General features: G+C 64.8%; 15 protein-coding genes. 6 read left to right on the forward strand and 9 right to left on the reverse strand.

Annotated features, from left to right (window positions below):
* Positions 1–20: 20 nt before the first annotated feature.
* Positions 21–1817, reverse strand: a complete 1797-nt coding sequence (locus ACNJX8_RS31515) for a tetratricopeptide repeat protein (RefSeq protein WP_439357996.1) — start codon at positions 1815–1817, stop codon at positions 21–23.
* 325 nt (positions 1818–2142) lie between these two features.
* Positions 2143–3804, reverse strand: coding sequence for an electron transfer flavoprotein-ubiquinone oxidoreductase (locus tag ACNJX8_RS31520; protein WP_439357997.1), 1662 nt, complete (start codon positions 3802–3804; stop codon positions 2143–2145).
* 135 nt (positions 3805–3939) lie between these two features.
* On the opposite strand from ACNJX8_RS31520, the gene ACNJX8_RS31525 reads away from it, so the two are divergent.
* Positions 3940–4749, forward strand: coding sequence for a uracil-DNA glycosylase (locus tag ACNJX8_RS31525; RefSeq protein WP_439357998.1), 810 nt, complete (start codon positions 3940–3942; stop codon positions 4747–4749).
* Positions 4750–4863: 114 nt separating this feature from the next.
* On the opposite strand, the gene ACNJX8_RS31530 is transcribed toward ACNJX8_RS31525, so the two are convergent.
* The 4 genes from ACNJX8_RS31530 to ACNJX8_RS31545 form a co-directional block, all read right to left on the reverse strand.
* The gene (locus ACNJX8_RS31530) at positions 4864–6372 is read right to left on the reverse strand and encodes a glycosyltransferase family 39 protein (protein WP_128938021.1); all 1509 of its coding nucleotides are present in this window, start codon (positions 6370–6372) and stop codon (positions 4864–4866) included.
* A 177-nt stretch (positions 6373–6549) separates the two neighbouring features.
* Positions 6550–7461, reverse strand: coding sequence for a ribonuclease HII (locus ACNJX8_RS31535; protein WP_439357999.1), 912 nt, complete (start codon positions 7459–7461; stop codon positions 6550–6552).
* Positions 7462–7536: 75 nt separating this feature from the next.
* A complete protein-coding gene (locus ACNJX8_RS31540; protein WP_439358000.1) occupies positions 7537–7992 on the reverse strand; it encodes a VOC family protein in 456 nt (151 codons plus the stop codon).
* A gap of 23 nt (positions 7993–8015) precedes the next feature.
* Entirely contained in the window at positions 8016–9191 is a 1176-nt protein-coding gene (locus tag ACNJX8_RS31545; protein WP_439358001.1) for a PA0069 family radical SAM protein, read from the reverse strand.
* A gap of 209 nt (positions 9192–9400) precedes the next feature.
* Here ACNJX8_RS31545 and ACNJX8_RS31550 point away from each other — a divergent pair, with 209 nt between their 5' ends.
* The gene (locus tag ACNJX8_RS31550; RefSeq protein ID WP_439362001.1) at positions 9401–11815 is read left to right on the forward strand and encodes a phosphoketolase family protein; all 2415 of its coding nucleotides are present in this window, start codon (positions 9401–9403) and stop codon (positions 11813–11815) included.
* A 4-nt stretch (positions 11816–11819) separates the two neighbouring features.
* The gene (locus ACNJX8_RS31555; protein ID WP_439358002.1) at positions 11820–13022 is read left to right on the forward strand and encodes an acetate/propionate family kinase; all 1203 of its coding nucleotides are present in this window, start codon (positions 11820–11822) and stop codon (positions 13020–13022) included.
* A 237-nt stretch (positions 13023–13259) separates the two neighbouring features.
* Here the strand turns inward: ACNJX8_RS31555 and ACNJX8_RS31560 are convergent, their stop codons facing one another.
* Entirely contained in the window at positions 13260–14099 is an 840-nt protein-coding gene (locus ACNJX8_RS31560; protein WP_128935565.1) for an RMD1 family protein, read from the reverse strand.
* 339 nt (positions 14100–14438) lie between these two features.
* Here ACNJX8_RS31560 and ACNJX8_RS31565 point away from each other — a divergent pair, with 339 nt between their 5' ends.
* Positions 14439–15014: a glycosyl transferase gene (locus ACNJX8_RS31565; RefSeq protein ID WP_439358003.1), complete on the forward strand. Its 576-nt coding sequence runs from the start codon at positions 14439–14441 to the stop codon at positions 15012–15014.
* Positions 15015–15075: 61 nt separating this feature from the next.
* Positions 15076–16005 (forward strand): bifunctional helix-turn-helix transcriptional regulator/GNAT family N-acetyltransferase, encoded by a 930-nt coding sequence (locus ACNJX8_RS31570; protein WP_439358004.1) that lies wholly within the window; start codon positions 15076–15078, stop codon positions 16003–16005.
* 245 nt (positions 16006–16250) lie between these two features.
* Here ACNJX8_RS31570 and moaB read toward each other — a convergent pair whose 3' ends face one another.
* Positions 16251–16814: a molybdenum cofactor biosynthesis protein B gene (gene moaB, locus ACNJX8_RS31575; protein ID WP_128938030.1), complete on the reverse strand. Its 564-nt coding sequence runs from the start codon at positions 16812–16814 to the stop codon at positions 16251–16253.
* Between the two features lie 154 nt (positions 16815–16968).
* On the reverse strand, positions 16969–17910 hold the full coding sequence (ypfJ, locus tag ACNJX8_RS31580) for a KPN_02809 family neutral zinc metallopeptidase (protein WP_091894186.1): 942 nt from the start codon (positions 17908–17910) through the stop codon (positions 16969–16971).
* A 427-nt stretch (positions 17911–18337) separates the two neighbouring features.
* Here ypfJ and ACNJX8_RS31585 point away from each other — a divergent pair, with 427 nt between their 5' ends.
* A complete protein-coding gene (locus ACNJX8_RS31585) occupies positions 18338–19468 on the forward strand; it encodes a site-specific DNA-methyltransferase (RefSeq protein ID WP_128935570.1) in 1131 nt (376 codons plus the stop codon).
* Positions 19469–19512: the final 44 nt, after the last annotated feature.

Genomic DNA, 19512 nt, shown 5'->3' on the forward strand with positions numbered 1-19512 from the left:
CGACACGCCCCCAACAAACCTCAGCCGCCCTTGCCGTCGTCCTTCTTCTTCTCGGCCTGCGCCGCCGAAGAGTTCGAATTGTCGTCGGTCAGCCCGTTGGCGATCTTGGCTTCGATCTTCGGCAGTTCTTCCGGCTCGGGCTTGAGATCGCGCGCATGCGACCACTGGAATTTGGCTTCCAGCGTGCGGCCGACGCGCCAATAGGCATCGCCGAGGTGGTCGTTGATGGTGGGATCCTCGGGCTTGAGATCGATCGCGCGCTCGAGGTTCTTCACCGCCTCCTCGTAATTGCCGATGCGGTAATAGGCCCAGCCGAGGGAATCCACGATATAGCCGTCGTCGGGACGCTGCTCGACGGCGCGCTTGATCATCTTCATGCCTTCGTCGAGATTCACGCCCTGGTCGATCCAGGAATAGCCGAGGTAGTTGAGGACGTGCGGCTGATCGGGCTGAAGTTCGAGAGCCTTCTTCATGTCGGATTCGGCCTTGGCCCACTGCTTGGAGCGCTCCTCGCAGATGCCGCGATAGTAGTACCAGACGCTGTTGGCCTTGTCGTTGCCGGCCGGCAGCACATCGATGCCTTGCGAATAGGTCGCGCCGCAATCGCCGAACTTCTTGCGGCCGCGCTCGATGTTGCCGAGCGCCATGATGGCTTCGAGATCCTTGGAATCCTCCGACGTGACGCCCTTTAGGATCTTGATGGCCTCGTCGGTGCGGTCCGCGGAATCGAGGTCAATTGCGAGCTGGATCTGCGCGTTGCGCTTGAGCGGCGAGGACGAGGGCACGCGCTCGTAGACCTTGATCGCCATCTGCGGCCGCTTCACCGATTCATAGAGATCGGCGAGCGAGAGCAGCGCCAGCGGATGGCTGGGCTGGAGGTAGAGCGAGAGCTGGAGATAGACCAGCGCCAGATCCTCGCCGCCACGGCGGGTCAGCGTGGCGCCGATGCCGTAGAGCGCTTCGGCGGCGCCGGCTTGCGCGGAATCGACCAGCGGCGGCATCTTCTTGCCGGCCTTGGTCTCGCGCAGGCCTTCCACGATCAGCGGATGGCGGGCGAGCTTCTTGTCGAAAGCCTGGTACACGGTGGTCGCGGCGGCGGAATCCTTGTTGCGCGACAGCCAGCGCGCATAGGCCTCGGTGACGCGCAGCATGGAATCGTCGAGCTTGTAGGCGCGCTCGAAGCGGGTGCCGGCATCCTTCTCCTTGCCGGAGAGCTCGAGGATCATGCCCGCGTGGAGGTCCTTGAACAGCGGATACCATTCCGGACCGGCCAGCTTGTCGATGGTGGCAACACCGCCCTTGGCGTCGCCCGCACCATAGGCGGCCCAGCCCGACAGCAGCGTGGCGACGAGATCGGTGATCGGACCACGGATCGACTGGTTGATGTTGGTTTGCGCCGTCGCATACTTCTTCAGCTTGAGATCATGCACGCCGACGACGAGCCGCGCGACGCGGTTGGTCTTGTCGATGGTGAGGATGCGCTCGGCGAGCTTGACGGCCTCGTCGATGTCGCCGTCGGCGACCGAGGAGATGAAGGCGCGGTCGAGCAGTTCGTTGTTCTTCGGATCGGTGCGCAGGGCCGAGCGGTAGAACGCGGCGGCGGAGGAGGCGTCGCGCTCGACGCTGGCGTGGCGGGCGGCGAGATAGCTGCCGGCGCCGGTGAGCGACTTCAGATCGTTCCGGGTCGGAAACTGCGCCGCCGTGTTTTCCGGGTGATCCGGCGTCTGCGCCAGGACCGCGCCGGGGACCGCGACGAACGCGGTGCCCATGAGAGCGATGGCGGCAGCAGTCCAGCGGTTGAAACGATTTGAAAACATCAGGGCTCGCCTTGAGTTGGTAGTGCCTGGGTCTGCAGCAGAAGGCCGTATCGCATGCGAACGCGGCCGGTCGCATCGGGACCCGGAACCGTCAGGCCGACAATGCCGCTTTTGGCGCTTCGCCGCAAGGATTCGGACCGGGCGATCCCCGCCGCACGCCCCAAATCGGTCAGATGAATCGGCCAAGAGCGCCCCAAGACGCTGCTACTATGGCCTTATCGTGGCCGCGGGCCGCTCCCGCGGCCCGGTTCTCACGCGAACGTGCGTCACATTGCCGGGGTCGCGTAACCTTGGTTACATCGGCCCAGGCTGCATGTTCCCCGGCTTACATCGCCTCGTAATTCGGGCCACCACCGCCCTCCGGGGGAACCCAGGTGATGTTGCCGTTGGGGTCCTTCACGTCGCAGGTTTTGCAGTGGACACAATTCTGGGCGTTGATCTGGAAGCGCGGGCCAGAACCCTCCTCAATCCACTCATAGACGCCGGCCGGGCAATAGCGGTTCGAGGGACCGGCGAACACGTCGTGCTCCGAGGTCTTCTGGAGGTCCATGTCCGTGACCTTCAGATGGATCGGCTGGTCTTCTTCGTGATTGGTGTTGGACAAAAACACCGAGGACAGCTTGTCGAAGGTGATCTTGCCGTCCGGCTTCGGGTAGTTCTTCGGCGCGTGGCTCTTGGCCGGATCGAGTGTGGCGCGGTCGTGCTTGCGATGCGACTGGGTGCCGAACAGCGATGCGCCGAACAGCGTGTTGCACCACATGTCGAAGCCGCCGAGCGCGACGCCGAGCACGGTGCCGAACTTCGACCACAGCGGCTTGACGTTGCGGACCAGGAACAAATCCTTGCCGACCGACGAGGAACGCCAGGCATTCTCGTATTCGACGAGCTCGTCATTGGCGCGCTCGGCGGCGATCGCCGCGGCGACATGTTCGGCGGCGAGCATGCCGGTGCCCATTGCATTGTGCACGCCCTTGATGCGCGGCACGTTGACGAAGCCGGCTGCGCAGCCGATCAGCGCGCCGCCGGGGAAGCTCAGCTTCGGCACCGACTGATAGCCCCCCTCGGTGATGGCGCGCGCACCATAAGCGAGCCGCTTGGCGCCTTCGAAAGTGCCGCGGATCGAGGGATGGGTCTTGAAGCGCTGGAATTCGTCGAACGGCGACAGATAAGGATCGTCGTAATTCAGATGCACGACGAAGCCGACGGCGACGAGATTGTCGTCATAGTGATAGAGGAACGAGCCGCCGCCGGTCTTCATGTCGAGCGGCCAGCCGAACGAATGCTGGATCAAGCCCTTCTGGTGCTTGGCGGGATCGATCTGCCAGACCTCCTTGAGGCCGATACCGAATTTTGGTGGCTCGGCCTTGGCGTCGAGTGCGAATTTGTTGATGAGCTGCTTGGTCAGGCTGCCTCGGGCGCCTTCGGCAAACAGCGTGTACTTGCCGAGCAATTCCATGCCGCGGGTGAAGGAATCCTTCGGCTTGCCGTCGCGGCCGATGCCCATGTCGCCGGTGGCGATGCCCTTGACCTTGCCCTCCTCGTCATAGAGCACTTCGGCCGCCGCAAAGCCCGGATAGATCTCGACGCCGAGCGCCTCGGCCTTGCGCGCCAGCCAGCGGCAGACATTGCCGAGCGAGCCGATGTAGCAGTGATGATTGTCCATCAGCGGCGGCATCATGAAATTCGGCAGCTTGATCGCGCCGGCGCCCGTCATCCAGTAGAAGCGGTCGTCCTTCACCTGCGTCTTCAGCGGGCAGTCGGAATCCTCGCGCCAGTCCGGGATCAGCTTGTCGAGCCCCGCCGGGTCGATCACGGCGCCCGAGAGAATATGCGCGCCGACCTCGGAGCCCTTCTCCACCACGACCACGTTGAGATCGGCGTTGAGCTGCTTCAGCCGGATCGCAGCCGACAGGCCGGAGGGGCCGGCGCCGACGATGACGACGTCGAATTCCATGGATTCGCGCGGGGGAAGTTCTTCGGTGCTCATCTGATCTCAGCCCTTGAGACGGTCCTTGGTCGATTGCGCCCTCTTGTTTCCGATTTTTCCGGGTAGGACAACCTCGGAATCGCGTTCTGCCGGGATGCAAGGCCGCCCAAGGTGATATAATAGTCAAACTTTCCCATGATCCCCGAGCCCGCACCCACCGTTCGTGAGCTTCTCGCCTTCTATCTGGAGGCCGGCGTCGACTGCACGCTCGCGGAGGAACCAATCGACCGCCTGGCGGAATTAGATGCCCCGCCGCCGGCCGCGCGCGTGGCACCGCCGGTCGAGCCATCGCGGCCGGTCGCCGCGCCGACGGTCATGCGCGGCGAAGCCGCCCCTGCGCCCGACGTCGCGATCGCTTCCGCACGCGAGGCCGCGCGGACCGCGCCGACGCTGGAGGCGCTGCGCGAGCTGATGCAGAGCTTCGAGGGCTGCGCGCTGAAGCATACCGCGACGCGGCTGGTGTTCGCCGACGGCAATCCTAAGGCGCGCATCATGTTTGTCGGCGAGGCGCCCGGGCGCGACGAGGACATCGAGGGACTGCCTTTCGTCGGGCGCAGCGGCAAGCTGCTCGACCTCATGATCGGCGCGATCGGGCTCAACCGCACCACCGCCTATATCGCCAACGTCATTCCCTGGCGGCCGCCCGGCAATCGCACGCCGACGCCGCAGGAGACCCAAATCTGCCTGCCCTTCATCCAGCGCCAGATCGAGCTGGTGAATCCGGACGTGCTGGTGACGCTCGGCAATCCCTCGACGCAGACGCTGCTGTCGACGCGCGAAGGCATCATGCGCACCCGCGGCCGCTGGTTCGACTACGACACCGGCCAGCGCACCATCCGCGCGTTGCCGACATTTCATCCGGCGTACCTGCTCCGCTCGCCGTCCTACAAGCGGCTGGCCTGGCAGGATCTGCGCGCGGTCGCAAAGGTGCTGGCGGGCACGTGAGGGGCGGAATGCTCCCTCCCCGTCATTGCGAGCGGAGCGAAGCAGTCCAGGCTGCCACCGCGGAAAGACTCTGGATTGCTTCGCTCCGCTCGCAATGACGACGGAGAGACCGCGCTACGTCCCCTTCGGCCGCACGATGGCCCAGCCGATGCGCAGCAGTTGCTGGCGGCCGTTCACCAGCCATTCGAAGGCGCGCGGGACTTCCGGCACGATGCCGGGGAAGCGCTTGAGGATCTCCGGCGGCGGGGTGCCGGCGGTATCCGAGGCGCGCCAGACCACGACGCCGCCGGTCTCGCTGAACCTGGCCTGATTCATCCACGGCGTGCGCGCCGGGTCGGCGTCGATGAAGAGATGCGGCCGCCCGGAATGCAGCGTGATCAGGCTCGCAAGCTGGGTCTCGCCGGCGACCGCGCGCAGGCGATGGTTGGTGCGGCGGGCGAAGCTCTCGTCGAAGAAATCGGAGATCGCGCGCGCCGGCATCGAGGTCGCGATCTCGCCGGTGCCGGTCCAGGGCATGACCAGGACGGCGAGCACGACGCCGATGGCGGGCGCCACGACGGCGGCGGCCCATACCATGCGCAGCATCCGCGCGCGGCGCATCGCGATGAGATCCCCTGCGGCAACCACCACGACAAGCCCGGACATGACGAGCACGACACCGGCGCCGCCGGCGGCGGATTCCAGCCCAAGCAGACCGGAGATCAGCACCGCGCCGAGCGGCGGCGCCAGCGCGAAGAAATAGACGAAGTTGCGCGCGAGCGGCTCGACCGGCGGGCGATAGATGATCGGCGCTTCCTCGCCCTTGTCGGCGAACATCCCAGTGTTGAGGAAGGTCAGCGCCGGAATCGCCGCTGCCCCAACCACGAGCCCGCCGAGCAGCCAGGCTGCGTGCAGAGCGCGGGCGCTAAGCTCCGAAACCTGCGGCAAGGCCGGCATGGTCAACGTCTCGGCCCGCATCAGCCAGACCGCGTAGGGTAGCGCCAGCACGGCAACGACGATCAGCGCAAACAGCGGATCGAGCCCCCATAGCGTCCTGCGGCCGCGCGCGGTCGAGATCGCGAAGACGACGATCAGCAGGAGGAGGAAGATTGCGGCGGGCGTCGTGAGCAACAACAGGCCGGCTTCGATCGACCAAGCGAACCAGGCATTGCCGCGGCGCTGGCCGATGATCTGCCAGGAGTGCAGCAGCAGCAGCGCCCAAAGCGGTCGCGCCAGCACCAGCGGGCCGAAGTCGAGCGCGGACGAGGAGAAGGCCAGCACGGTCATGGTCAGCAGCACGGCGAGCACGGCCTGCTGGGAGCCGACCACGGCGCGAGACAGATGAAAGAGCGCGATGAAAGTCGCGATCTCGCAGAGCTGGGCGAGCACATAGACGCCGAACATGTGACCGCCGGCGGCGCGATAGGCAATGTCGGCGAGCCAGATCGGCAAGGGAGGGCCGAGATCGGTGCCGACTTGGTACTCGCGGCCGAAAGCCAGCAGCGTCGCAAGGGTGCCGGGCGGGCTGCGGTAGAACACCAGCGCCACGAACAGCCACATCGCCGCCTGAAGCAACACGGCGATCCACACGATCAGCCGCGGCCGGGCGCGAATGAGCTCGATGACCAGGGAGGTAAACCGCATGCAAGGTCCGAAAGATGCAGCCAACCCATCCAGCCGGCCCTATTCGCTCACGTCTGTTTTGATAAAGGGCGCTGCGCGTCGTGGCAACTTCGGTCTGCTGCCTCTCCCCGACAGTGTACCTCTTCCCCTCTCCCCGCGCGCGGGGGAAGCAAAGAGGCCGCAGCGAAAAACGGAGTCCTAGAGACCTGTGGAGGGGCCGGCTTCGACACCCGCCTCCACCTCCATCTCGACCTCGGTGACGGAGAACAGATCCTGCACCGGCTCGATGGTCCAGGGCATATGCTTGGCGCGGGCGGCCGCGACGGGGGCGAAGAAGCGGCGGTGGTGGATGGAGGGGCCGAGGCGGTCGAGGGCGTCGAGATGCTCGGGCACGGCGTAACCCTTGTGCTGCTCGAAGCCGTAGCCGGGGCAGTCTTGCGCCAGCGCGCACATCAGCCGGTCGCGCGTGACCTTGGCGACGATAGAGGCTGCCGCGATCGACAGCACGATGCCGTCGCCACCGATCACGGCCTCGCAGTCGCATTCCGTATCGAGCCGGTCGCGGCCGTCGACGAAGACATGGCGCGGCGTCTCGGGCAACGCCACCACGGCACGCTTCAGCGCCCACAGCGAGGCGCGCAGGATGTTGTCGCGGTCGATCCGCGCGGGCGAAGCCACGACAACCGAGACCTGCGCGCTGGCGCAGATCTTGTCGAACAGCTTTTCGCGCTCCTCTACCGTCAGCCGCTTGGAATCGTCGATGCCACGCGGAATGCGGTTGGGATCAAGGATCACGGCCGCCGCCACGACGGGGCCGGCCAGCGGGCCGCGGCCGGCCTCGTCGCAGCCCGCGACCGGCCAGACGCCGCGCTTGATCAGCGCGCGCTCCCGACGGAAGCTCGGCGGCGCTACGGCGATGATGCCTTTCGGGCCCTCACTCTTGCCGGCTAAAGCCTCAACTTCCGAAGGCTTAGTTTCCGACTTCTTGGCTTGCGACGGCTTGGCTTCCGGCGTCTTGGTTTCCGAGGCCTTGGCAGGCGCGGCCTTCTTCGCACCGTTCTTTTTTGGCGCGTCTTTGGCCGGCTTCTTGGCGGACTTGTCCCGAATCATGGCCGGGATCGTGCGCAAGGGACTTCGCCAGCGCAACTAGGAACCCCAGATAATTCCCGTTATTCAGGTCGTCCCCTACTCCGCCAGATGCACCCGCCGATCGTCACCGACATCGATGCCGGGCGCGACCACGACCTCCCACGGATGGCCGTCGAGGTCCGTGAAATAGCCGGAATAGCCGCCGTAATCGGTCTCGTGCGCCGCTTTCAGCAGCGCTGCGCCCTTGTCGACAGCAAAAGCCAGCACCGCATCGACCTCCGCGCGCGTCCGGCAGTTCCAGGCGAGCGTCATCCCACGAAAGGTCGACGGCCTCGGATTGTCCGGCAACGCCGCGTCGGCGGCAAGTTGATCCCAGGGATACAAGGCGACCACCGGTCCACCTGTATCATAAAAGGCGACCGCCTCACCGGTCGCCTTCAGCCGGCGCGAGAAACCCAGCGAGTCGTAGAAAGCGATGCTGGCGCGGATGTCGCTGACACCGAGCGTGATGACGGTCAGCCGCGGCACAGGCACGGTAAGTTCCTTAGCCATGCTACGCCTCGTCGACTTCCCAATCAGAACAGGCTGAGCTGATCGCCGTTCCGCTTCGGGCGCGCGAAGTGATCCGTGGTCAGCTTGGAGCGCCGTTTGTTGAGGCCGAGCCTGTCACAGGCGATCTCGAAGCGGCGGCCGATGGTCCAAGCCATCGGGCCGGTTCCCTTCATCCGCTCGCCCCATTTCGCATCGTAGTCACGGCCGCCGCGCATGTCGCGGATCAGCGTGAAGACGTGGCGATAACGGTCCGGATAGTTCGCCATCAGCCATTCGCGGAACAGATCGCGCACCTCGAGCGGCAGCCGCAGCAGCACGTAGGAGGCTTCCTTGACGCCGGCATGGGCTGCGGCATCGAGGATGCGCTCGATCTCGGAATCGTTCAGCGCGGGGATCACAGGCGCGACCATCACCGTGGTCGGAATGCCGGCCTCCGAGAGCTGCTTGAGCGCCTCCAGCCGCTTCGGCGGCGTGGAGGCCCGCGGCTCCATGGTGCGCGCAAGTTTTGGGTCGAGTGACGTCACCGAGATCGCGACCTTGGCGAGGTTGCGCTTCGCCATGCGCGCGAGAATGTCGGTGTCGCGCACCACCAGCGCCGACTTGGTGACGATGCCGACGGGATGGCCGGTGCGCTCCAGCACTTCGAGAATGCCGCGCATGATTTTGCGCTCACGCTCGATCGGCTGATAGGGATCGGTATTGGTGCCGATCGCGATCATCCGCGGCTCGTAGCCTGAGGCTGCGAGCTCCTTCTCGAGCAGCGCCGGCGCCTCGGGCTTCACGAACAGCTTCGACTCGAAGTCGAGCCCGGGCGACAGGCCGAGATAGGCGTGGGTCGGCCGCGCGAAGCAATAGACGCAGCCGTGCTCGCAGCCGCGATAGGGATTGATCGAGCGGTCGAAGCCGATGTCGGGAGAATCGTTGCGGGTGATCACCTTGCGCGAGGTGTCGACGGCGACCGTGGTCTTGAACGGCGGCAGTTCCTCCAGGCTCTGCCAGCCATCGTCGAAGGCGACGCGCGCCTCGGCCTCATAGCGGCCGCTGGCATTGGACTGGGCACCCCGCCCTCGCCGGCGCGCACGGTCGATGGCGACGCCAAGCTCGGGAAAATCGGCAGGAAAATCAGAAGGCGCACCCGCCGGCTCGGAGGGCGCCGTGACCGGCGGGTGCTTGAGGGCACGAGAAGATGCTCGACTCATGAAGCCAACATAGCACCCGAACGGAACAAATCAAGAACAAGAACAAAAAACGCGAAAACAACCCCATGCACAGTAGCGCTGCCCAAACTTCGGGCGCGCGCCCTTGACCTCACGCAACACGGGCGGCGCGGCGATCCCGTTTCATGAAAAGGGATCAATCGCGCCGGAACAATGTTGGTGACGATCGCTGGGTGAAGGTCGGCAAGAACATGACAAGTCAACGACAATTGCACGCCGCAAGCAGCGAACTCGATCTCCTCGATCGCTACTGGCGTGCCGCCAACTATCTCTCCGTCGGGCAAATCTATCTCCTCGACAATCCGCTGCTGCGCGAGCCGCTGCGGCCCGAGCACATCAAGCCGCGCCTGCTCGGCCATTGGGGCACGACGCCCGGTTTGAACTTCATCTATGCCCATCTCAATCGCGTCATCCGGGCGCTTGACCTCAACGTGATCTACGTCTGCGGCCCCGGCCATGGCGGCCCGGGCATGGTCGCCAACACCTACCTGGAAGGCAGCTACAGCGAGATCTATCCCGACATCGCGCGCGATGCGGACGGATTGCGCAAGCTGTTCAGGCAGTTCTCTTTCCCCGGCGGCATTCCGAGCCATGCGGCGCCGGAAACGCCGGGCTCGATCCACGAGGGCGGCGAGCTCGGCTATGCCCTGGTGCACGCCTATGGCGCAGCATTCGACAATCCCGACCTCATCGTCGCCTGCGTCGTCGGCGACGGCGAGGCCGAAACCGGCCCGCTCGCGGCGTCCTGGCACTCCAACAAGTTCCTCAACCCTGCCCATGACGGCGCGGTGCTGCCGATCCTGCATCTCAACGGCTACAAGATCGCCAACCCAACCGTGCTCGGGCGGATGCGGGACGACGAGATCCGCGATCTCTTCCGCGGGCTCGGCCACGAGCCGCTGTTCGTAGCGGGCGACGATCCCAAATTGATGCACCAGGCCATGGCGGACGCGCTCGACGTCGCGCTCGCCAGCATCCGTTCGATCCAGCAGCACGCCCGCGATGGGCGCAGCAACGTCGAGCGACCGCGCTGGCCGATGATCGTGCTGCGCAGCCCCAAGGGCTGGACCGGCCCGAAGGAGGTCGACGGCAAGAAGGTCGAAGGTTTTTGGCGCGCGCATCAGGTGCCCGTTGCGAGCTGCCGCGAGAATCCCGCGCATCTGAAGCTGCTCGAAGACTGGATGCGCAGCTATGAGCCGGACAAGTTGTTCGACGCCGGCGGCGCGTTCATTCCCGAGCTTCAGGCGCTGGCGCCCGAAGGCCAGCGGCGGATGGGCGCCAATCCGCATGCCAATGGCGGGCTGTTGAAAAAAGAGCTGAAGCTGCCGGACTTCCGCAGCTTCGCAATCGAGGTGCCGCAGCCCGGCGGCATGGTGGCGGAAGCCACCCGCGAGCTCGGCAAATTCCTGCGCGACGTCGTCCGCCTCAATGCCGAGGCGCGCAACTTCCGCATCATGGGCCCGGACGAGACGGCATCAAACCGGCTCGATGCGGTGTTCGAGACGACCGAACGGGTCTGGATGGAGCCGATCGAATCTTACGACGTGCATCTCGCGCAGGACGGCCGCGTGATGGAGGTCCTCAGCGAACATCTCTGCCAGGGCTGGCTCGAAGGCTATCTGCTGACCGGCAGGCACGGCTTGTTCTCCTGCTATGAGGCCTTCATCCACATCGTGGATTCCATGTTCAACCAGCACGCCAAATGGCTGAAGGTGACGCGCGATCTGCCCTGGCGGCGCCCGATCGCCTCACTCAACTATCTCCTGACCTCGCATGTCTGGCGCCAGGACCATAACGGCTTCAGCCATCAGGACCCTGGTTTCGTCGATCTCGTCGCCAACAAAAAGGCCGATATCGTCCGGATCTATTTCCCGCCTGATACCAACACGCTGCTGTGGATCGCCGATCATTGCCTGCGCACCTACAACCGCATCAACGTGATCGTCGCCGGCAAGCAGCCGGCGCCGCAATGGCTGTCGATGCAGGAGGCGGCCACGCATTGCGATGCCGGGATCGGCATCTGGACCTGGGCGGGCACGGAGGACACAAACGCAGAGCCCGACGTGGTGATGGCCTGCGCCGGCGACGTGCCGACACTGGAGACGCTCGCCGCCGTCGACCTCTTGCACAAGGCGCTGCCTGACCTGAAGATCCGTGTCGTCAACGTCGTCGACCTCATGACGCTGCAACCGAAGGAGCAGCATCCGCACGGCCTATCCGACCGCGATTTCGACAGCCTGTTCACATCAGACAAGCCGGTCATCTTCGCCTACCACGGCTATCCTTACCTCATTCACCGGCTGACCTATAACCGCACCAACCATGCCGGCATGCATGTGCGCGGATTCGCCGAGGAAGGCACCACGACGACGCCGTTCGACATGGTCGTGCTCAACGAGCTCGACCGCTACCATCTCGCCATCGAGGCGATCGAGCGCGTGCCGGGGCTTGCGACCAGGGCTGCGCAGGTCAAGCAACAGTTCCGCGACAAGCTGATCGAACATTCCCGCTATGTCCGCGAGCATGGCGAGGACATGCCTGAGGTCCGCGATTGGGTCTGGCCAAACAGCGCCGGCGGCAACACGCCGGCCAAAGCCGGCGACTGAAGCCATGTCGGATACCGTCCTTGTGCTCAACTCGGGATCATCGAGCATCAAGTTCGGCCTGTTCGAGCTGCCGGCGTCCGGCCCCGACCTGCTCTGCAACGGCTTGCTCGACGAGCACGAGGCAGCGCCCCGGCTCGTGGTGAAGAGCCCAGCGGGCGAGACAATGTTCGAGGCGCGGAAGGACTCATCCGATACGGACAGTGGTCATCTGTTCGCCGAGGTGCTGGCGTTCATCGACGAGCGTTTTGGCGAGCACCGCCTGCGCGCCATCGGTCACCGCATTGTCCACGGCGGTCCGGATTACTCAGGACCCGTTGCGCTGACGGACGACGTCTATGCCAAGCTGGCGGCGCTGACGCCGCTGGCTCCGCTGCATCAGCCGCGTTGCCTCGAGCCGGTTCGCACCATCCAGGCGATCCGCCCCGGTCTGACGCAGATCGCCTGCTTCGACACCGCCTTTCATCACAGCATGGCCCAGCCCGCGAGCCGTTTCGCCATTCCGAGGCGCTATGAGGAGCGCGGCGTCCGGCGCTACGGGTTTCACGGCCTCTCCTTCGAATATGTCGCGGGGCGCCTCGCGGCAATCGCGCCGCAGCTCGTCGCAAAGCGCACCGTCATCGCGCATCTGGGCAACGGGGCGAGCCTTTGCGCGCTGCGCGATGGCCGCAGCGTCGACACCACGATGGGACTGACACCGCTCGATGGCCTCGTGATGGGGACGCGCTGCGGCGCCATCGATCCCGGCGTGCTGCTCTATCTGCAACAGCACCAGAACATGTCCAGCGAGGATATACAGCATCTGCTCTACAACGAGTCCGGCCTGCGCGGCGTCTCCGGCATCTCCGCGGACATGCGCACGCTGCTCGCAAGCAGCGAGGCTGCGGCGCGGGAGGCGGTCGATCTATTCGTTTTCCGAGCGGCGCAGCAGATCGCGATGATGGCGACCACGCTTGAAGGATTGGACTGCCTGGTCTTCACCGGCGGCATCGGCGAGCATGCGAAGGAGATCCGCAGCGCGATCGGCGAACGTCTTAGGTGGCTCGGTGTGAGCATCGATGCCGCGGCGAATGATGCCGCGCGCGAGTGCATCAGCGGGGGCGATAGCGCTGTTGAGGTGTTCGTCATTCCAACGAATGAGGAACTAACGATCGCGCGGCATTGTGCGGCGGTGCGGCAGACAATAGAGTCTTATCCGATTAGCCCGTGATGGCCGCCAATCCGCCGTTGCGAGCAATCCAGACTGGCTCTGCGGCGGGACTCTGGATTGCTTCGCTCCGCTCGCAATGACGACGAATGCGGCAAAGCAACGCATCACAACGCACCGGCGATTATGCGGCGACAACCCCTCACCGAAGTGAGCTTGTGTCGACCAGCGTCGCCGCCCTCTCCCACAAGGGGAGAGGGCACAGTAACGCGTCTCGCTCGCGAACAAAATTCAGCTTGGCTAATGCGTCCCCGACCATATCTGAAAGCACCCGATCGCGACCTCGATCACGATCAGCACCACGACCGCGATTTCGAGGCGGAGCGAGCGCTGGGTGTCGATGATGTCGGTCAATGCGTTGGCGGTCTCCGACACCGCTGTGAGCTTGCGCTCGAGCGTGTCGAGGCGCTCCTTCAGCTCATACTCGTCCTCGAGACGGGCATAGAGCCGGTCGAGCTCGGGCTTCTCCCAGAGCACGTCGGGTTTCTCGGCGACGGCAACACGGCCCGCGACACGCTGCTGGACAAGAAGCGCATTGCCGATCAGCTGTAAAATGCCCTTGCGCCGCCGCGGCGTGCGGCCGCGCTCGGCGAGTTCCCGTGCAAACGGCTCGATCACGTCGAAGACCGCCGCGACGCGCCGCTCGTCGCGCGCCAGCGACGTGCTCTTGGCGAGCGCATCCGCGATCAGGAGCAGCCGGTCGTCGGAGAATTTGGCGAGGCAGATCGGCCCGCCCGGCTGGATCGCCTCAACATTCTCGTCCTTGCAGAGCTGCGCCTGCGCGGTCTCTTCCTCATGAGGACTGAGCTCGCCGATCACCCGCGGCTTCAGGCTGTCGATCAGCACCTTCTCCTCCGAGGGCAGAAGACCGATCAGCACCACGACGCCGTACCGGAAAATCACGACAAGTCCGGCGTGGACGCGGAAGGCAGCCGGCGTCGAGGAGACCAGCGTGCCGATCTCGAGGCCGGAGGCATTGATGCGGTCGCCCAACATCAGCGCGCGAACCCGCAGGGTCGGCGCGGCGTCCTGCTTCGGCGTTGCTGCCGTCGCGTTGACGGCGAGTTGATCGGCATTCATGCAAAGCCTCCGTCAGCACCAATCAGCGCCCAAGTCAGCACCCAAGTCGCACATCGTTCCCGTTCGACGGTTGGTTGCATCCCATCCTCTCCTTGGACGGTTGCGAACTGCCCTGCGCCGCGCAACATTATCGTCGGGCTCCGGGTTAATACGGACCGGACGAGCTTGTGCCGAAACATTCGACCAAAATACCATCCCGCGCGCGACACATTTGGCTGCGAGTTTACCATTGCATGCCGAAGCCCCGCCGAAAAAGTTGCACTCGGCAACGCCACGTGTTTATGACAACATCATGAAAAGCTACGCTTCTTCCGAAGTGCAGATATTGAAGCTTCAATCATGCTGAGCGTCATCATTCCGACCGAAGGCGTCGAGCAGACGGCAGTCGCAACGCTGGCCGCGCTCGTCCCCGGCGCCGCGGCGGGCATCATCCGGGAAGTGCTCCTGGTCGACGGCACCCGCAACGGCGTCATTGAGCGCGTCGCCGACGTCGCAGGTTGCCGCTTCATCGGCTTCGAGGGCTCTTCGCAAGGGGCCGCGCGCGCCGCCGGCGCCCTCCAGGCCCGTTCGCCGTGGCTGATGTTCCTCCCCGCTGGCGCGGTGCTGGAAACCGGCTGGATCGAGGAGACCACCCAGTTCATCCAGGCCGTGTCGAGCAGCGGCCGCGATCGAGCGGCGGTGTTTCGCTATGCGCGCTCGCCCTACGCCGACACCGGGCTCGGCGACATCCTCCGCGCCGTGGCGCGCAAGCTCGTCGGCCCGCTTGGCGATCAGGGGCTTTTGATCGCGCGCGATCATTATGACCGGATCGGCGGCTACCCGCCGCAGGCCCGCCGGTCCGAGGCACGGCTGCTCCGGCGGCTCGGCCGCTCGTCCCGGACCATGTTGCGCAGCCGGATCGTCATGGTCGGCTGAAGCCTCCAATACTTGCCAAAGTCAAATAATTGTTTGACAATGGCAAGTATCGAGGTGACCCATGTCCTTTGAAGCTACCGACGACCACATCGGAGCGGTCCGCGCCTTCAACCGCTTCTATACCCGCAAGCTTGGTGTGCTCGACCAGCACCTTGGAAAGAGCCCGTTTTCGCTCAGCGAGGCCCGAGTGCTCTATGAACTCGCGCATCGCGACGACCTGGCAGCCAAAGAGATCGGAAACGAGCTTGGTCTCGACCCCGGATATCTCAGCCGCATCGTACAAAGCTTCGACGAAAAGGGGCTGATCACGCGAAGACCCCTGCCCGCAGATCGCAGGCAATACCAGCTCAGCCTCACCGCCAAGGGCCGCCAGGCCTTCGCCAAGCTGAACCTAGGCTCGCAAAACGACGTTGCCGCCATGCTGGCTCAGCTTTCGGCCAGCGATGCAACGCGGCTCACGCAGGCTATGGCGACCATCGAGGCTGTGCTGGAGCAACGTCGAAGCCAGCCCGCGGCTTTCATGCTGCGCAGCCATCGCGTCGGTGACATGGGCTGGGTCATCTCCCGACAGGCCGCCGCCTACGCCGCGGATTACAACTGGGATATCAGCTACGAGGCGCTGGTCGCCGAGATCTGTGCACAGTTCATCAGAAACTACGACGCCGCGCGCGAGCACTGCTGGATCGCGGAAGTAGGTGGCGAGCCGGTCGGCTCGATCTTTCTGGTCAAGGCCTCGGATGAGATCGCCAAGCTGCGCCTCTTGCAGGTGGAGAAGAAAGCACGAGGGCTCGGCGTCGGCCGCGCACTGGTCGGGCAATGCATCCAAGGCGCACGCGAGAGGGGCTACAGCAAGATGACGCTGTGGACGCAGAGCATCCTCGTCGCCGCGCGCAGCATCTATCAAAGTGCAGGCTTCAAGCTCGTGAAGGAAGAGAAGCACCACAGCTTCGGTGCCGATCTGGTCGGCGAGACCTGGGAGCTGGATCTCTGATCTCGCAGCGGGCGGCATGCGCATGATTGCGCCCTCTCCCCTTGCGGGAGAGGGCATCTCCGCTGGCGGATACGAACTCGGTTGGGTGAGGGTCTCTCGCCGCGAGTCTGGAATCGTAGGGTGGGCAAAGGCGCATTAGCGCCGTGCCCACCAATCTAGCATTGCGACAGGAGTGGTGGGCACGCTTCGCTTTGCCCACCCTACGATACTGATGGTGTGGAGAGACGCCGGAGAGCTATCCGTGCTTACACCGTCGCGCCCTGCGCCTTCGGTCTCCGCAGATGCTCATCTAACCGCGGCATGATCTCGACGAAATTGCAGGGCCGCGTGCGGTAGTCGAGCTGAGCGGCAAGGATGCCGTCCCAGCCGTCGCGGCAGGCGCCGGGCGAACCTGGCAGGCAGAAGATGTAGGTCGCGCCGGCGACGCCCGCAGTGGCGCGGCTCTGGATCGTCGACGCGCCGATCTTGGCGTGGCTCAGCATATGGAACGCGATCGAGAAACCATCCATGCGCTTCTCGAACAGCGGCTCGATCGCCTCCGGCGTGACGTCGCGCCCGGTGAAGCCGGTGCCGCCGGTGGTGATGACGACGTCGATGCCGGCATCCGCGATCCAGCGGCGGATCACGTTGCGGATCGCCTCGATGTCGTCGGTGACGATCTCGCGCGCGGCGAGCTTATGGCCGGCAGCTAGGAGACGGTCGGCCAGCGTCTGGCCCGACTTGTCGTCGGCGAGGGCGCGCGTGTCTGATACGGTGAGCACCGCGATGTTGAGCGGGATGAATTGCTTTGTCTCGTCGATGGAGGCCATTGTATCGCACCTTCTATCCCGCCCACCGCCGTCATCCTTCGAGGCTCGCCGAAGCGGCGAGCACCTCAGGATGACGCCACTACTTCTGAATCCTCAGAAGCGCAACCGCGCAACATAATTCGTGCCGCGCTGCGTCCGGGGCACGAAGCCTTCGTTACAGCGCCCCGGCACCGAACGTGTTGCAGGCCTGCACCGAGCCCTGCTGGTAGCCGGTCATGAACCACTGCTTGCGTTGCGCCGCCGAGCCGTGGGTGAAGGAATCGGGCACGACGCGACCCGTCGCCTGGCGCTGGAGCGTATCGTCGCCGATCGCGCTCGCCGTGGTCAGCGCGGCGTCGATGTCGCCGGGCTCGAGGAAGTTCGGGCGCTTCTTGGCCTCGCGGTTGACCCAGACGCCGGACAGGCAGTCGGCCTGCAATTCCACCTTCACCTGAAGCGCATTCGCCTCGGCCTTGCTGCCGGCCTGCTGCTGCAGCCGCGTCACGCGCGGAATGATGCCGAGCAGGTTCTGGATGTGATGGCCGGCCTCATGCGCAATGATGTAGGCGGTGGTGAAGTTACAGGCGGACTTGCCGGAGCAGCCGCGGAAGCGCGTCTCGACCTCTCGGAAGAAGCCGGTGTCGAGGAAGATGGTGCGATCGGGCGGACAATAGAACGGCCCCATCGCCGATTGCGCCATGCCGCAGCGGCCGCCATTGGTGGCGTTGCGGAACAGTACGATCTTCGGACCGGTATAGGACTGGCCGCTGGCCTGGAAGATCTCGCTCCAGCGATCGTCGATCTCGCCGAGAATGCCGGAGATCATGCTGCCCATCTCGTCGGTCGGCGCGCCGCGCTTGCCGGAGGAGGCCTGGCGGTCGGTCTGGTAGGTCGGCGCATGGCCGCCGCCGGTGAGGATCTCGGCGCCGCCGATCAGGATGCGCGGGTCGATGCCGAAGGCGTAGCCGACCAGGCCGAGTATGATGATGGTGCCGATGCCGAGCCCGCCGCCGCCCATCGGCAGCCCGAACCCACCTCCTCCGCCGCCGCCAAACCCACCACCTTCGTCGCGACGATCCTCGATGTCGTCGCTGCGGCGGAAGTCATCGTAACGCATGGCGGCCTTTCCCCTGGGGGTCCCTGATTATGTATCGTCGGCTTCGTCGGGCGCATGAGCGCCAAAGCTCAACGCGCCACACAGGTAAAATTTCCGTTGCGTTTATCAATATCGTGGCCGGCAAAAATTGCCTAGTGCGACACCATGCCGATGCCAGCAATTTTTTCCGAGGGTCGAGCAATTTTTTCCGAGAGAAATTTGGATCTTTTCTGAAGCCTCGACTGCTCGCGTGAGGCGAAGAAGCACGAAATGCACTGTAAAAACACGGCGAATGCGCGCAACGTCCCGCACACGAGGCGCGATGCGGAGGCTGCTCACGAAAGCGGCGGGTTAAGTCGATTTTTACTTTGCCGCTTCAATGTAGCGGTCAGTCGGTTGTTTGGTCCCGCGTCGCCGACAGCGTCGCCTGAGTCAGAGTTCTTGAGTCATGGTAGAGTCGCGTCGCGGGGCGTCTGCAAGGGCGCCCCGCACAAATTTTGAGTCCCCTTCGCATCGCATCATCCTCGGCGATTGCGTCGCCGAGATGTCGAAGCTTCAGGCCGGTTCGGTCGACCTCGTGTTCGCCGATCCGCCCTACAATCTCCAGCTCAAGGGCGATCTCAAGCGTCCTGACGAATCCCATGTCGATGCCGTCGACGACGAATGGGACAAGTTCGATTCGTTCTCCGCCTATGACGATTTCACCCGCGCCTGGCTGCTTGCCGCCCGCCGCGCTATGAAGCCGTCGGCGACGATCTGGGTGATCGGCTCCTATCACAACATCTTCCGCGTCGGCGCCATCATGCAGGACCTCGGCTTCTGGCTCCTGAACGATATCGTCTGGCGCAAGACCAACCCGATGCCGAATTTCCGCGGCCGCCGTTTCACCAACGCGCACGAGACCATGATCTGGGCCGCGCGCGACGAGAAGGCCAGGGGCTACACGTTCAACTACGAGGCCCTGAAAGCCGCGAACGAGGACGTGCAGGCGCGTTCCGACTGGCTGATCCCGCTCTGCACCGGCGAGGAGCGCCTCAAAGGCGCCGACGGCAAGAAAGTTCATCCGACGCAGAAGCCGGAGGGCCTGCTCGCGCGTGTGCTGCTGTCCTCATCCAAGCCCGGCGATCTCGTGATCGATCCCTTCAACGGCACCGGCACCACCGGTGCGGTCGCAAAGCGTCTCGGCCGCTCCTATATCGGATTCGAGCGTGACAAGACCTATGCGAAGGCGGCCGAAGCCCGCATCGCGGCGGTCGAGCCGCTGCCGGAACAGAGCCTCGCCCCATTCATGACCGCGCGCGAGGCGCCGCGGGTCGCATTCTCCGAGCTGATCGAGCGCGGCATGATCATGCCCGGCACGAAACTGTTCGACGCCAAGAAGAAACTCGGCGCCCTCGTGCGCGCCGACGGCGCCATCATGTTCGGCGACAAGGTCGGCTCGATCCACCGCATCGGCGCCGTGGCGCAAGGCTCGGCCGCCTGCAACGGCTGGACCTTCTGGCACGTCGAGACCAAGAAGGGCCTCAAGCTGATCGACGAGCTGCGCGCCGAGATCCGCGCCGGCATGGCGGCGGAGTAAGGTCCCTCCATCGTCATTGCGGGGCGCGCGCAGCGAGAACCCGG

Origin of the sequence: Bradyrhizobium sp. SPXBL-04, from assembly GCF_051853035.1 — a bacterium.
In the GTDB taxonomy this organism is placed as follows: Bacteria; Pseudomonadota; Alphaproteobacteria; order Rhizobiales; family Xanthobacteraceae; genus Bradyrhizobium; species Bradyrhizobium zhanjiangense.